A 15,817-nucleotide genomic window follows, 5' to 3' on the forward strand; every position below is an offset into this window, starting at 1 on the left:
TTCGTTCATCCTTTCCATACAAAACCGGCCCCCATAAGAGGACCGGTCGGTTCACATACTAGTGTAAGCTATTTTAATCAATTTCGCCAAACGAATCAATTCGCTTGTTCGAACGCTTGTAATGCCGCTTCAAAATCGACTTCATCTGTCATTTCATCCATATATTGAACATACTTCACAGTTCCATTTGAATCGACGACGAACACAGAACGTGCGAGAAGACGCATTTCTTCAATTAAGACTCCGTACGCTTTCGCGAATGAAAGATCGCGGTGGTCGGAGAGTGTGACCACGTTATCTAGACCAGATGCTGAACACCAACGGCGCTGTGCGAATGGTAAGTCGTTCGACACGGTCAAGACCGTTCCGCCAAGTGAAGAAGCTTTCTCATTGAATTCACGCGTTTGTGCGTCACATACGCCTGTATCAATCGAAGGAATGACGCTGATCAGTTTTTTACCCGGGTAACTTGCTAATGTCACTTCTTCTAAAGCGGTCGTTAAAACACGGAAATCAGGAGCTTCGTCTCCCACTTTCACTGGATTCCCTTGTAATGTCACGTTGTTCCCTTTAAATGTTGGCATAAACTCATCCCCTTTGTTGTAGTTACTTGTTCATCATATCGATGAATTCGAGCCTTTGACAAACTTCCTGCTTTTGGCTCTGTTTCAGTTTTCCCTATATTGGTCAGAAGAAACACGTTATAATAAAGGAGACACCATTGACAAAGGGGATGACTCAGATGAGAAACAACGTCTATTTGTACCATCGTAACGTCAACGAATTCACTAAAGAAGTGAAAAAGTTAAAAGAAATTGGAGAAAAACACGGATTTAACATCGTGAATCAACCTGAGGACGCGAACATTATCGCAGCAGTCGGCGGGGACGGCGCATTCTTGCAGGCTGTTCGTTACACCGGTTTCCGTCAAGATGCCATTTATGTCGGATTCGGACGCGGATTGAACGAGTTTTATTGTGATTTTGATATACATAAACTCGATGAAGTTGACCGACTCTTCTCAGACAACTCGACACGGATCGAAGAAGGCATCGAAGTACGGAAGTATCCGCTTCTCTCTTCATCAATCAACGAATCGAAACCGCTTCTCTGTTTAAATGAAGCTTCGATTAAATCTAGTATCATCAAATCACTTGCCATCGAGGTATATATCGACGACTTACATTTCGAAACATTCCGTGGGGACGGAATGGTGGTCTCGACTCCGACCGGTTCGACTGCCTATAACAAATCATTGAGCGGTGCGGTCGTCGATCCACTCATCCCTTGCATGCAAGTGAGCGAAATCGCATCGGTCAACAATAATCGATACCGTACGCTTGGCTCTTCTTTCATCGTCCACGACTCACGTAAGCTATCGCTTCGTATCGTCGAAGACGGAAATGACTATCCGATCATCGGTATGGATAACGAGGCACTTAGTTTAAAATATACAGACCGAATTGATATCGAGCTTTCAGACCAAGTCATCAAGACCGTCAAACTCCGGACCAACTCGTTCTGGCACAAAGTACAACGTTCATTCTTCTAATAAACAAGAGGAGTCGATTCATCCGACCTGGATGAATCGACTCCTCTTTAATAGTTTACGATGTGATGACTTCTGCCTCGTATACCGGCTTTCCTTCGACGACCGTCATGACGAGACGATTATGAAGAATGTCTTCTCCGCTTAATTTAAAGAAATCCTCATCCCATACTGTGAAATTGGCATTGTAACTTTGAATCAACAGCCCATTCCTACCATGTGTACCGGTTGCAACATGAGGTGAATAAGTGAAGCTACGGAGTGCTTCATACATCGATAGGCGTTCGTTTGGATTTAGCGTGCTCGACCCTTTGAACGACTGTCTCGTCACTGCACCGAACAACCCCTTTCGAACATCGACGGATGAAATCGGAGCATCACTTCCTCCTAATAAGAGGGCCCCCGTATCTAGTAATGATTTGAACCGATACACATCATGAACGCGTTCATTCCCTAACCGTTCGAATAACATATCTAAATCATCCGATAAAAATACAGGTTGTGCGTCAATCAACACGGGTAGCGATTTGATGCGGTTGATGAGTGAATCATTTAATAGCGAAGCGTGAATAATTCGATCTCTCGTTCCTTTTTTAGCAGGATATTTTTCGAGTAAACCGACAAACTGTTCGACCGCCGCATCCCCGATCACATGTGCCGCCACATTCATTCCGTACGTCCGCGCTTTTTTCACGAGCGCTTCGAGATGGTCCGGTCGATGCACTTCGATTCCGCGCTGACTTTGATCATCCGCATAAGGAACGGATAAAAGAGCGGTGCGTCCACCGAACGAACCGTCCACAAACAACTTCATCGCCCCAAAATCAAACCGTTTTCGCTTTGTCATCGCATCCTGTTGAATAATACGGTCCACCGCCTGCTCATGAACGAGAAGATGCGCCTGAAACGGGAGGTCTTCTAAAACATCCTCGTACGCTTGAATCGTCTCAAGTGGGTCTCCATGATAAAATAAGTCTTCGGTGTGAGCACCCACGATGCCATGCGAGAATAATGAATCGATTGCGCGACGGAGCGAGGTAGCATTTTTCTTTCGATTCCCACTCAGTTCTTTATAAAGAAGGTCTAAGGCAGTATCATATAAGACGCCGTTCAACTTTCCTTCCTCGTCTCGGCCGAGTTTCCCACCTTCGATGACCGTATGATGAATCAAACCGAGGCGTTCAAGTCCTTTCGAGTTCACAACCGCCACATGACGACAGACACGCTTCAAGACGACAGGACGATCCGAGATGACTTCATCAATCATGTCTCGCGTCGGCATTTCGCCAAGCAAACGATCATCAAACCCTTCGGCTACAATCCATTCGTCCCCAGACCCTTGTTGTTTCATCGTCTCAAGTAATTCTCGAAGGTTGGTCGCTTCGCTTGCATCGACACGTTCTAACGCTTCTCCGTAGCCGACGAGATGGATATGTGAGTCAGTGAAGGCTGGATATACACTTTTCCCTTCCAAGTTCACAATCTCTTCAATCCGACCGGCGTATGTACGACGAAGATGTCCTTCTTCTCCCATTTTTAAGACCCGACCATGCTCTACAAACATGGCTCGCATCATCTCACCTGGTTTATTTAACGTATAGATGTTCCCATTGACCCATAACGTACCCATCTGACGATTCCTCCTTGATTGAAAAAAGATTGACGTCTACGTTTTTCCCGTTTCCGTCAATCTTCATGCATCGATTATTTTTTTAGTAACTCTTGTTGCTCTAACCCTTTATCCACACGTTGACGAATTTCATGCGCCCCGTTTTCTTCAAATCGCCCAAGCACCCGCTCACCGATTTCAACGGCAGTACCGTACTCACCATGCAAAAATTTATTTTCTGCAAGCGTCAGAGCAATGTGCACTTCGTTGTCACGACGACGGAAACGGTTCGCATACTGTAATAACTGTTCGGCATACGTCACTTGGCGAATGAGGGCATGTACACGGTCACGGAAATGGTCCATCATTTCTTCCACGTCATGACTGAGCCCTACGATGTATGTCATATTGAACGGCGCCTTATCGAACTGTTCATCTAACGACTGGACACCTTTTTGAAGTTGACGTAAGTCGTTCGACAAGTCGCTTGGTACAACCGGCATCGCACTTTTTGCCAAAAGTCGTCGGTGGCCAGACAATTCTTTCTTCCACGTCTCTAGCTTGTGTCGTACTTCAAGTTCTTCTTTTCTTAATGAATTCGTGTCGTCAATGAACCGTTCGTGCATCGCATTGAATTGGTCGAGTGATCGTTTCGCTTCCTGCACTTTAGATTTAATCATGCTAAACGGCAACATTTGAGCGACAAGAGCTTGTTCGATATCAAGGACGTTGGCCGTAAGCTCCGTCAGTTCACGTTCTAGTTGTTCAAACTCTTCACCGACGCGGGCATTGATTTCATAATTACTGACGAGTCGAGACATTTCAGTTTGTAGGTTGTTCATGATTTCAGTGGATTGACGTTCTCGTTCCTGAATCGCTGCAAATTCTTTTTTCACGTATTGACGAGCATCGACTTCCGTTCGGAATGCTTCAAATAGTTGGTCGATATCCGAACTCAATTGTTGCATGTCCTCTTCGAAATGATCGAATTCCAATCGCTCGATTCGAGTCATCAGTTCCTCACGACGTTCTTCCGCTTGGTCGATTTCATCCATCAGCCCGAGCGGTTCGAGCGCATATCCGTCCATTTGCATTTCTTTATGTCCAGCCCGCAACTGTTGAAGTTGTTGTTTTAACTCAACTTGAACCGTTCGTACAAATTGGGGAATGATTCGAATCAACTCACGGATATGTCCGACTTTGTCCGAAAGTGCTTGTCCGGTTTCAAATGCTTCAGATACTTGACCGACTTGCTTTAAATTGATCATCTCACTTCGCTTCGCCTCAGCGGTTGCAATCTCTTGTTCGACAAGAGCATAAGTCGGTCCGAATGCATGGTTTTGAGAGTTCAATGTTTTGCGGAACTGATACAGTTCTTTCTCATCTTGCTTCACAATATCCATTAGCGAAGTGTGGTGTGTTGTAAACTCATCCATCTCATCGAGCATGGCGTGTACCATCGCCTCGAGTTCTTCGATGAGTTGCTCTGTTGCATTTAAGTCGGTCTTCACTTTCATAAAGCGATATTTATCAAGATCTTCTTCAGCTCCATATAACGCTTCATCAATTTGACCTGTATGCACACTGACCAGCTCATCCCAAGACTGATGCCAACGATCAAACTTTTCCTTTGTTTCCCCTTCCATCGGCCATTGTTTGAACTTTTGGAGTTCAACAGGTACGCTCGCACTGAGCACACTTTGTTTCCTCATATCCAAGTCATCAATTTTTTGATAAAAGTTCCTTCGAATGAGCATACTGCCCAACATACCGCCTAATACGACGACGATGATTCCAATGATCAATCCATAAATTCCGTAATCCATCTTTGTCACAACCTCCAAGCCGCTTTCGTGGACTTATGTACCTTATATTAAAAAGAAGTATTTTATAAGAATAGATATACTTAATCATATTATAGAACCAATGATTTGCATAGGTTTTCCAATGGTTTCAATGGAGATTGTTCATTTTTTCAGAACTTTTCCGCAAGACAAATCACTAATTTGCGTGTACCATAATGCTAAATTCTAAAAACATGAAAGACGGAGGGGATTTGCTATGTTCCAAACGACATCGTATTCAGGTGATTTAGCTGCAGGTTATGAACTATTAAATAAGCAACTCGCTGCACTATTAGAAGGTGAGACAAATGAAGTGGCTAACCTAGCTAATGCGAGTGCTTTACTGAATCAATTTTTAGATCGCATCAACTGGGTTGGATTTTATGTGACAAATTCTGAGGAGAGTCTCATCTTAGGTCCTTTCCAAGGGCTACCGGCCTGTGTGCACATCGCATTTGGAAAAGGCGTTTGTGGAACGGCAGCGTCTACACAAAAAACTCAGCTTGTGGCCGATGTCCATCAATTCCCGGGACATATCGCTTGTGATGCAGCTTCAAACTCGGAAATCGTTGTCCCTCTCGTGCGCGACGGTAAAACAATCGGCGTCCTCGATATCGACAGCCCTGAATTTAATCGATTCTCCGAAGTCGATCGTCAAGGACTCGAACATTTTTGTGAGACATTACTTCACTATATTTGATTGACAAGCATCACGTTTCATCGTATACTCATCTTTGTGCATGAAATGACGATAGCAGTCACTGACAAACGTATCCACCTTTCGGGCCTCGACTTAGTCGGAGGGGCATCTCGTAGCTTCGCTATCAAGTGAAGGTGCTTGCACCTTGAAAGGGGCGTTACTCGTCTTTGACACCGTTGTTCTTTTGTGCAAAATACATGAACAACAAGGAGGAGTCCAAACATGGCTCGTTACACAGGTCCAGCTTGGAAACTCTCGCGTCGCTTAGGCATCTCGCTTAGCGAAACGGGTAAAGAATTAGTAAAACGTCCTTACGCACCAGGTCAACACGGAAATGGTCGTAAGAAAATCTCAGAATACGGTCTTCAACTTCAAGCGAAGCAAGCACTTCGTCACATGTACGGAGTGAACGAGAAGCAATTCAACCGCATCTTCAACGATGCTGGTAAAATGCCAGGCATCCACGGTGAGAACTTCATGTTCTTGCTCGAATCACGCCTTGACAACCTCGTTTACCGTTTCGGTCTCGCTCGCACACGTCGTGGAGCACGCCAACTCGTCAACCACGGTCACATCACAGTTGACGGATCACGCGTAGACATCGCGTCTTACCGCGTAAAACCTGGTCAAGTTATTGCAGTTCGCGAAAAATCGAAAAACGTTAAAGCAATCGCTGAAGCTCTTGAAGTAGCACCAGCTACAAAAGACTTCGTATCGTTTGACGCTGAGAAACTCGAAGGTACATTCGTACGTCTCCCAGAACGCGCTGAACTTAACGACCAAATCAAAGAGCAACTCATCGTCGAGTACTACTCACGTTAATGCTTTTAATCCCCTTCTTCGAGAAGGGGATTTTTTTATTTCTTTAAGATTTCTTGTCGAATACGTCCCATCTGTGTGTCGAGGGCATCGGCCATAAAAGAAGCCTCAATGAGCTCTTCTTTGGACGATTCCGGTATCGCATGCTGATATTTGTATTGAAGCTTATGTTCCGTCGCTGCCCAAAAATCCATGGCGAGCGTCCGAATCTGAATCTCGGCCGGCACCCAGATAATTCGTTCGGCCAAATAGACTTTTGTCTTCACAATGAGATGTAAGCTGCGATACCCGCTTGGCTTCGGATGCTCGATATAATCTTTGACTTCGATAATCTCCAAATCATCCCGCGCCTCTAAATGACGTAAAATCGCATATATATCATCTCGGAAGCTCGTAACAATCCGTATTCCCGCTACATCATGCACATGTTCCCAAAGCGCCTCGATTTCTAACGGCAATTCTTTGCGCCTCATCTTGCGTACGATGGACGGCAACGTCTTCATCCTCGTCTTCACATGTTCAATCGGTGAATACCCGAGTCGCGTCTGCCAATCTAAGTCGATGATCCCGAGGTCGCTCTCAAGTTCTGTGATGGCCATCTCATAGTATCGAAAATGTTCGCGCCATTGATGGAACTGATCACCGAAAAACTCTTCTATTTCCATTATCATCCCTCCTACCTCATCATTTTATCAAATCACCATAGCTGAAAAAGGGTTAAAAAAGTCCATTCCTCAACAAAAAAGGAACGGACGGACATGATGATTATACGTGACGAATCACAAAGTATTTTTTCTTACCACGACGAATGATTGTAAATTCGCCGAGTGTGTCAGCACGCGTGATGACTTTATCAAGTGCCTGTTCACGCTCGCCGTTCAAGTAAATCGCCCCGTTCGTCACGTCTTCTCGTGCCTGACGTTTCGATGGTGAAATCTTCGCTTCGACGAGGAGGTCGACAAGGTTACGTTCCCCGTCAAGTTCAAATTGCGGCATTCCTTTGAATGCGTCCTCCATGTCTTCCGGTTGAAGTGATGTCAGATCACCACTGAAGAATGCTCTCGTGATGCGTTCAGCTTGCTCAAGCCCTGCTTCACTGTGGACGAGCTTCGTCATCTCTTCTGCGAGACGTCGCTGTGCCACACGTTTCTCCGGTGCTTCCGTCACTTCAGCTGCAAGTGCTTCGATTTCTTCATGAGACATGAACGTGAAGTACTTGATGAACTTGATGACATCGGCATCGTCGACGTTAATCCAAAACTGGTAGAACTCGTACGGTGAAGTCTTGTCAGCATCCAACCAAACTGCACCGCCGGCCGTCTTCCCAAATTTCTGACCATCCGACTTCGTGACGAGCGGCACCGTGAGTCCGAACGCTTTTTCCGAATGGCCGAAGCGACGGATCAATTCAAGACCTGCTGTGATGTTTCCCCACTGGTCACTGCCTCCGACTTGAAGACGACATTTTTCAGTCTCATATAATTTCAAGAAATCGTATGATTGCAGCAACATGTATGAAAATTCAGTGTAAGAGATCCCGCTCTCCATGCGCGAGTCCACCGAATCTTTCGCTAACATGTAACTGATCGGGAAATGTTTACCGATATCGCGAAGGAAGTCGATAATCGACATCTCTTCTGTCCATTCGTAGTTGTTACGGATTGTGATCGGATTCTCTCCTTCAAGCGGGAGGAATCGGCTTAACTGGTCTTTGATACGATCCGAAAAGAGTTTGACCGTATCCAATGTGTTAAGAGAACGCTCGTCTGAACGCCCGGACGGATCTCCAATCATACCTGTCGCCCCACCGACAAGCGCGATGACCTGATGACCTGCCTGTTGGAAACGTTTTAACGTCAAAATCGGCAATAAGTGCCCGATATGAAGCGAATCCGCTGTCGGGTCAAATCCCGTGTACAACGTCGTCGGACCCTTGAGTTGTTCCTTCAATCCTTCTTCGTCTGTCATTTGGTTGACAAGCCCTCTAAACTCTAAATCTTTTAATAGTTCCATTTGTTCCACTCCTTCAATTGACATAAAAAAACGTCCCTTCTCAATATGAGAAGGGACGGAGATTCCGCGGTACCACCCTACTTGTCGCAATATGATGCGACCGCTTTGAGCGAGAGATAACGGTCTCGAACCGGCCTAATGGCACGCTCTGAAAGTGTAATTCATCGTTTGGCGTTGGCTAGTTCACAGCAACCACTAGCTTTCTGGACAAGAGGCCGACCGACTACTTCGCTTTCTTCAAGGCGTCATGATATTGTTGACTATGTTATTCATTTTATAAGCATCGTTTTCGACTTGTCAACTCCCATATCGAAACTTGCACGAGACATCGGTTTCACGGTAAGGTGTAGGTTGAATTGTGCTATAATCGAATATATTACTGTCTAAAATAGTTTTACACCATATTTAAGGAGGCTGTCATGCTGCAGAAGATTCGAGACTTATGGAATAATCCGACGTCATTGAAAGTACGTCGCTATGCAAATGTTATGTATGATGTGTCGTGGAACGTTCTGCTTCTGACCATCATTTCTGTTATGTTAATCGGGTTTTTAGGTGCTGGAATCGGTGTCGGATATTTCGCATCCCTTGTCAAAGATATGCCTACCCCTGCATACAAGACGATGACGTCACAAATCAATACGTACACATCGACCTCAAATATTTTCTTCGGGAGCGGGGAACGCATCGGGAACTATACGACCGATGAAGTCCGAATCCCGATTCCGGTAGAGAAAGTATCCCCTTACGTCGTCGACGCGCTTCTTGCGACAGAGGATGTCGAGTTCTACGAGCACGACGGAGTCGTTCCGAAAGCAACATTACGCGCGATTTTACAAGAAGCAACCGGATCAGAAGATCGTACGGGTGGTTCAACCCTCACCCAGCAATTGATCAAAAACCAAATGTTGACGAATGAAGTTTCGTTCGAACGAAAAGCAAAAGAAATTTTACTTGCCCTACGACTTGAAAAAGCGATGGATAAGGATGAAATTTTAAATGCCTACTTGAACGTCGTCTCTTTCGGTCGTAACTCGATGGGACGCAATATCTCCGGAATTGAAGCAGCTTCTCGTGGTGTATTCAATACTTCGGCAGAGAAGTTAACGCTCCCTCAAGCCGCCTTTCTTGCCGGGATTCCGAAAAACCCGTTCTTCTATACACCCTACTATCAAGGTGGTGTCATTAAAGAAGACGTATCGGGTGCAGTCAATCGAATGAAAACGGTATTGAACCGGATGTACGTCGCCGGGAAGATTACGCAAGAAGAGTATGATGCAGCTTACAACTATGACATTACGCAAGACTTCATGCAGACACAGACGAAGCCCCGTGACAAATATCCGTATGTTGTTGATGAAGCGGAACTACAAGCACGTCAGATTGTGACAGATTATTTATTGGAGCAAGATGGAATTGAAATTGATGAATTGAGTTCTAAAGAAAAAGACTCTGTCCAATCCACTTATGCCAAGCGTGCGCATAACATGTTGCGTCAAGGTGGTTTCAACATCCGTTTGACACTCGATAAAGAAGTGCACGAAGCGATGCAACAACCGGCTAAAAATGCCGGAAACTTTGGTCCGAATCAATATGTCGAAGAAGAGGACCGTACACTTCCTGAACAAACCTCTTCGGTTATGATTGAAAACAAAACTGGGAAAGTACTTGGATTCGTCGGAGGTCGATATATCAACGGTAAGACGGATGACTTGAACCGTGCTTTCTGGGCTGAACGTCAAATCGGATCGACTGCAAAACCAATTCTCGTCTATTCAAACGCAATCGAAGCTGGCATGATCACACCAGCCACTCAAATTATTGACGAAGAATATTACTATCAGTTCACTGGTCCGGGACAACCGAAAAAACAAGTTCAAAACGAAGGGAAGACGTATCGCGGAGTCGTCACAGTGCGCGATGCACTCAAGCTTTCATTGAACGTTCCGGCCGTTAAAATTTATGAGGAACGTAATCAAAAACCTGCCGATACACAGAAACTAGTGGATATGGGGATTCCTGTATCCGAAGGAAATCGTTACGCATCAGCAATGGCCCTCGGTACAGGAGAAGTAAAGCCAATCGATTTGGCAGCGTCGTATGCGATGCTCGCTAACTACGGTGAGCATGTAGAGCCTTACTTCATCCAAGAAATCGAATATCAAGGTGAAGTGATTTACGAAGCGAAACCGAAGAAAACTCGTATTTTCACGGAACGTACCTCTTATCTCGTGCTCGATATGTTGCGTGATGTTTACACGTCAGGTACTGCGACATACGCACAATCCTTACTCAACGTCCCTGGCGACTGGATGGGTAAAACCGGTACAACGAACGCTCAACGCGATTCTTATTTAGTTGGATCGAACCCGAACGTCACACTCGCTGTCTGGTCTGGTTATGATTCACAACTTGCCTCGATGCTAGACAGCTGGGAATATGGGCGTTACTATCAGCGAACGCAACGCATTTGGTCACAAACGATGAATCGTGTATATGCAGATAACCCTAAAGCACTAAACGTCAGCGCACGCTTCTCGCAACCTTCAAGCGTCTCTGCAAAAGACTTCACAGATTCTGGTTCATTCTCTGAGAAGAAGAAAATAGAAGAGAAAGAAAAAGAAGAGGAAGAGAAGAAAAAAGAAGAAGAAGCCAAGAAAAAGGCTGAGGAAGCTAAGAAAGAAGCTGAAGAGAAGAAACAAGAAGCTGCTGACGATGCTGCAGCGAAGAAAAAAGCCGAAGAAGAAGCTAAACGAAAAGCTGAAGCTGATGCTGCTGCCAAGAAAAAAGCGGAAGAAGAAGCGAAGAAAAAAGCTGAGGAAGAGGCTCAAGCTGAAGAAGAGGCCCAACAAGAAGCCGATCAACCAGCTGAAGATAACGCCGATTCGGATGGTGAATGAAAAAAGGTCGACACATTTCGTGTCGGCCTTTTTTGCTTCAGTCTTCCATCGTCGATAAGTCACCGGCCTCGAGATTCAACTCCCAAGCTTTCAAGACGCGACGCATAATCTTACCACTCCGCGTTTTTGGCAGCTTGTCTTTGAATTCTATTTCGCGTGGTGCCGCGTGAGCAGCCAATCCTTCTTTGACGAATTGCTGAATTTCTTGCTTTAACTCATCCGACGGCTCATAGCCTTTCCGAAGCGCGATGAACGCTTTGATGATTTCACCTCGAATTGGATCTGGTTTTCCGATGACGCCCGCCTCAGCGACAGCCGGATGTTCGACGAGTCGGCTTTCGACTTCAAACGGTCCTACTCGTTCTCCCGCTGTCATGATGACATCGTCGACACGTCCTTGGAACCAGAAGTATCCGTCTTCATCCATGTAAGCCGAGTCACCAGATACGTACCAATCTCCCCAGAAATAGCTCTCATACTTCGCATCGTTCTTCCAAATCTTCCGCATCATCGATGGCCAAGGTGTCTTGAGTGCCAAGTTCCCCATTCGATGCGGCGGGAGCGGTTTGCCACGGTCGTCCAAAATGGCCGCTTCGCATCCAGGAATCGGTTTCCCCATCGACCCTGGTTTGATATCCATTGTCGGGTAGTTACAAATCATCATGGCCCCAGTTTCTGTCATCCACCACGTATCGTGGATCCGGAGGTTGAACGCCTCATGTCCCCAGCGGATGACTTCAGGGTTCAACGGCTCCCCGACAGATAGGATATGACGTAAAGAGGACAAGTCATATTTTTCAAACGCTTCATCGCCTGCACCCATGAGCATGCGGAATGCTGTCGGTGCACTATACCAGACTGTTACGCCAAATCGTTCGATGACCGAGTACCAAAATTCCGGATTGAATCGTCCCCCGACGATGACGTTTGTCGCGCCGTTTAAGAACGGTGCAAAAATCCCATAACTCGTCCCAGTCACCCACCCCGGGTCAGCTGTACACCAGTAAACATCGTCAGGTTGAAGGTCGAGTACCCATTTGCCTGTCATCATATGCTGGATCATGGCGTTGTGGACGTGGAGAACACCTTTCGGCTTCCCAGTCGAACCAGAGGTATAGTGTAAAATTAAACCATCCTCACGATCGACCCACGTCAACTCTAAATCTGTTGTCGCATCGTTCGCGAGTTTACGGTAATCGAGTGCTTTTCCCGATTCCTCAACATCGTCACCGACGAGTAAAATCGTCTCAAGATGTGGCAATTGGTCGACTGGGACACGTGGCAATAGTTCTTTCGTCGTCACAATCACTTTCGCTTCCGAGTCGAGTAACCGGTCGTGAACCGCCTGTTCCATGAATGCCTCAAACAGTGGCCCGACGATGGCTCCGAGTTTGATTGCTCCGAGTAAAATAAAATAAAGTTCTGGCTGACGTGGCATAAAGATAAAGACGCGGTCGCCTTTATCCACACCAATCGACTTCAGAACATTACCAGAACGATTACTCTCTCTCTTCATATCCGCATACGTGTAGCGCTCTTCCCGACCCCCATCGAAATAAAGCAATGCCACTTTTGTCGCCAATTCACTCTCTGCATGGCGATCGATTGCTTCATATGCCAAATTGACTTTCCCCGTCAAATTCCAAGAAAATAATGTTTCTGCTTGTGTCCATTCAAACGACTGACAAGCCTCTTCATACGACGCTAATTGATGCTCCCCTGTTAACGCTTTCAATTTTTCCATCGTTAAAGATTCGCCTCCCCTGTAAAGATTGGTATAACCACTTTCAGTATAGTGTTAAAATTATGACAAATCAACGAATTTCCAAATTCATCAAAACGGGTGATTCATACGCAATGAAAGCGCTATAATATAAGATGGAAAAGGTGGTGACCCAATGGAAAAACAATATCACTCAAAACTGTGGCAGACCTCACAAGGCGAAGTGACGATTGACGGTCCGGTGGCAGCTGACGTGTTGCAGACGTATCGTCTCGATGAAGGATTAACAGCTTTTCGCGAACCGGAAGATCAGCACGAAGCGCTTGTCGGTATTGCTGACTTAAAAGAGGGACGCATCATTGTCGCTCGACAAAATAACCTCGTCATCGGCTACGTGACATTTCTCTATCCTGACCCGTACGAGCGTTGGAGTGAAGGAAACGACCCGTATATCCTTGAACTCGGTGCGATTGAGGTGAGCCCACGCTTTCGTGGTCAACGGATTGGCAAGCAATTACTTGAAGTATCTATGATGGACCCGCATATGGATGATTTCTTAATTTTAACGACTGAATATTATTGGCATTGGGATCTAAAGGGCAGTGGACTTTCGATTTGGGATTATCGAAAAGTCATGGAGAAAATGATGAACCATGGCGGACTCGTATTCTTCCCTACAGACGACCCTGAAATCGCCTCTCACCCTGCCAACTGCTTAATGGCACGAATCGGGAAGAACGTGAGACAAGAATCAATCGATCATTTTGATTCGCTTCGGCTACGCCGACGATTCATGTACGACTAAGGAGGGGATTTCATGTTAATCGAACAGATGATGAATCGACATGTCGTGACGATTCAACCGACTAATACAATCGCTCACGCCGCTAAACTGATGCGGGAACATCGTGTCAGACATTTGATTGTGACAAATCCGGCAAGACAAGTAGTCGGAATTGTTGGACAATTCGAGATGAGCGGTGCGACGAGTGTATTTCACCCAGAAAGTGAAAATGCTGACTTTCAAAATCCGATATCGAGCATCATGCGCTCTGAGGTTCCTACAGCACATCCTTTCGATTTTTTTGAAGATGCCGCTGCCTTATTTTACGAAAATCGACTAACTTGTCTTCCGATTGTCGAACAAGGAAAACTCGTCGGAGTGCTGACCGAGACAGACTTATTACGTTATTTCGTACAATTGACTGGTGCACTCGAACCGAGCTCACAAATCGAAATCTTGGTTGAGAACACGACCGGCACGCTCGAAAAAGTGACCCGACTACTCGCCAAGACAAACGTCAACATCATTAACGTTTTCGTCCACCCCACGAGTGATCCCTATAAACGGATTGTCTCTTTCCGCATCCAGACGATGAATCCATTACGCATCATTGAACGCTTGAAACGAGAAGGATATGAAGTACTCGGACCGGAGATGTCGCGATGAGACCGATTTACATATTCGGAGAAGACGAAACATCCTATCGTTTTCACGAGGATCATCCGTTCAATCCATTACGACTTGAATTGACAACATCTCTTCTGCTTGCTTCTGGGAAGCTCTCAAAATCAGAGTGTGTCAATCCCTCAATCGCTTCGGTCGAAGAGTTAGCACTTGTTCATGATTTAGACTACATTGAAGCTGTTCAAACAGCAGCAGCCGGGGAACTTTCATCCTTGAAAGCGAATAAGTTTGGTCTCGGAACGGAAGATACACCAATCTTCCCAACGATTCATGAAGGGGCCGCTCGTCTAGTCGGAGGGACGATTCATGCACTCGACCTCGTGGCGAGCGGAAAAAGAGAGCGCGCCTTTCATGTCGGAGGCGGATTACATCACGGTATGCGGCGTAAAGCTTCCGGGTTTTGCGTCTATAACGACGCCGCTGTCGCCATTGCGCATGTCAGGAAACAATACGGGTCACGCGTTCTCTATGTTGATACGGATGCGCATCATGGAGACGGGGTCCAGTGGCTCTTTTATGACGACGATGATGTGATGACGTTATCCATTCATGAGACGGGGCGCTACCTCTTTCCAGGTACCGGAACTGTGACGGAACGAGGGAACGGGAACGGGTACGGCTATAGTTGGAACGTACCGGTCGATGCATTCACAGAAGACGATTCATTTTTAAAATGCTATGAGACCGTCTTACGAGAGGCATGCGAATGGTTCAAACCGGATATCATTCTGACCCAAAATGGCGCGGATGCTCATGCCTTTGACCCTCTTACGCATTTGGCATCAACAATTCGGACGTTCGAACAAATTCCACAAATCGCTTCTCGTATGGCAGACGAATATACAGATGGGCGCCTCGTCGCGCTCGGTGGTGGCGGATACGACTGGTATCGTGCCGTACCGCGCGCCTGGGCTCAAGTATGGGCCGGATTGACGAGAGAGGCACCATATACTGGAGAACTTCCTGATGAATGGATTGAACATTGGTCCGGTGTTGCCGGTCAACCCTTGCCCTCGCGATGGGACGATTCACTTTACGCGTTCGACCATATCCCGAGACGGCAACAAATCGAAGAGAAAAATTGGGAAGTCACAAAACGTGCGTTTTGGCCATTCATTTCGAATGACCGCAAATCTATTTATTTATGAAAAGAGCCTCCCCAATCATCACGTGATGATTGGGGAGGCTCTTT

13 protein-coding genes and 1 other annotated feature are annotated in these 15,817 nt (G+C 46.1%); of the genes, 7 read left to right on the forward strand and 6 right to left on the reverse strand.

The annotated features are described in order from the left end of the window. Positions 1-95 precede the first annotated feature (95 nt). Positions 96-584, reverse strand: a complete 489-nt coding sequence (gene tpx, locus KNO95_RS05930; protein ID WP_026825590.1) for a thiol peroxidase — start codon at positions 582-584, stop codon at positions 96-98. Positions 585-733: 149 nt separating this feature from the next. Here tpx and KNO95_RS05935 point away from each other — a divergent pair, with 149 nt between their 5' ends. Then, complete coding sequence (locus tag KNO95_RS05935; RefSeq protein WP_214702815.1) at positions 734-1,552, forward strand: NAD kinase; 819 nt, start codon at positions 734-736, stop codon at positions 1,550-1,552. 55 nt (positions 1,553-1,607) lie between these two features. Here the strand turns inward: KNO95_RS05935 and KNO95_RS05940 are convergent, their stop codons facing one another. Beyond that, positions 1,608-3,179 (reverse strand): amidohydrolase, encoded by a 1,572-nt coding sequence (locus KNO95_RS05940; protein WP_214701778.1) that lies wholly within the window; start codon positions 3,177-3,179, stop codon positions 1,608-1,610. Positions 3,180-3,253: 74 nt separating this feature from the next. Next, complete coding sequence (gene ezrA / locus KNO95_RS05945) at positions 3,254-4,984, reverse strand: septation ring formation regulator EzrA (RefSeq protein WP_214701777.1); 1,731 nt, start codon at positions 4,982-4,984, stop codon at positions 3,254-3,256. A 235-nt stretch (positions 4,985-5,219) separates the two neighbouring features. Here ezrA and KNO95_RS05950 point away from each other — a divergent pair, with 235 nt between their 5' ends. Then, entirely contained in the window at positions 5,220-5,702 is a 483-nt protein-coding gene (locus tag KNO95_RS05950; protein WP_214701776.1) for a GAF domain-containing protein, read from the forward strand. A gap of 222 nt (positions 5,703-5,924) precedes the next feature. After that, complete coding sequence (rpsD, locus tag KNO95_RS05955) at positions 5,925-6,524, forward strand: 30S ribosomal protein S4 (protein WP_026825585.1); 600 nt, start codon at positions 5,925-5,927, stop codon at positions 6,522-6,524. A gap of 35 nt (positions 6,525-6,559) precedes the next feature. Here rpsD and KNO95_RS05960 read toward each other — a convergent pair whose 3' ends face one another. Then, positions 6,560-7,186, reverse strand: coding sequence for a GTP pyrophosphokinase (locus KNO95_RS05960; RefSeq protein ID WP_026825584.1), 627 nt, complete (start codon positions 7,184-7,186; stop codon positions 6,560-6,562). A gap of 100 nt (positions 7,187-7,286) precedes the next feature. Next, a complete protein-coding gene (gene tyrS / locus KNO95_RS05965) occupies positions 7,287-8,534 on the reverse strand; it encodes a tyrosine--tRNA ligase (RefSeq protein ID WP_214701775.1) in 1,248 nt (415 codons plus the stop codon). A gap of 48 nt (positions 8,535-8,582) precedes the next feature. Further along, positions 8,583-8,784, reverse strand: a binding site (T-box leader). Positions 8,785-8,953: 169 nt separating this feature from the next. Between tyrS and KNO95_RS05970 the strand changes: the two genes are divergently transcribed. Then, positions 8,954-11,434: a transglycosylase domain-containing protein gene (locus tag KNO95_RS05970; RefSeq protein WP_214878464.1), complete on the forward strand. Its 2,481-nt coding sequence runs from the start codon at positions 8,954-8,956 to the stop codon at positions 11,432-11,434. 37 nt (positions 11,435-11,471) lie between these two features. On the opposite strand, the gene acsA is transcribed toward KNO95_RS05970, so the two are convergent. Next, complete coding sequence (gene acsA / locus KNO95_RS05975; protein WP_214878465.1) at positions 11,472-13,178, reverse strand: acetate--CoA ligase; 1,707 nt, start codon at positions 13,176-13,178, stop codon at positions 11,472-11,474. Positions 13,179-13,332: 154 nt separating this feature from the next. Between acsA and KNO95_RS05980 the strand changes: the two genes are divergently transcribed. The 3 genes from KNO95_RS05980 to KNO95_RS05990 are packed head-to-tail and all read left to right on the forward strand — an operon-like array spanning position 13,333 to position 15,773. Beyond that, positions 13,333-13,962, forward strand: coding sequence for a GNAT family N-acetyltransferase (locus KNO95_RS05980; protein ID WP_214703501.1), 630 nt, complete (start codon positions 13,333-13,335; stop codon positions 13,960-13,962). Between the two features lie 12 nt (positions 13,963-13,974). Further along, positions 13,975-14,607: an acetoin utilization AcuB family protein gene (locus tag KNO95_RS05985; protein ID WP_214699215.1), complete on the forward strand. Its 633-nt coding sequence runs from the start codon at positions 13,975-13,977 to the stop codon at positions 14,605-14,607. Beyond that, positions 14,604-15,773, forward strand: a complete 1,170-nt coding sequence (locus tag KNO95_RS05990; protein WP_214878466.1) for an acetoin utilization protein AcuC — start codon at positions 14,604-14,606, stop codon at positions 15,771-15,773. Before KNO95_RS05985 ends, KNO95_RS05990 begins: the two co-directional genes overlap by 4 nt. Positions 15,774-15,817: the final 44 nt, after the last annotated feature.

This window comes from Exiguobacterium sp. ERU653 (assembly GCF_018617775.1).
Lineage (GTDB): Bacteria > Bacillota > Bacilli > Exiguobacteriales > Exiguobacteriaceae > Exiguobacterium > Exiguobacterium marinum.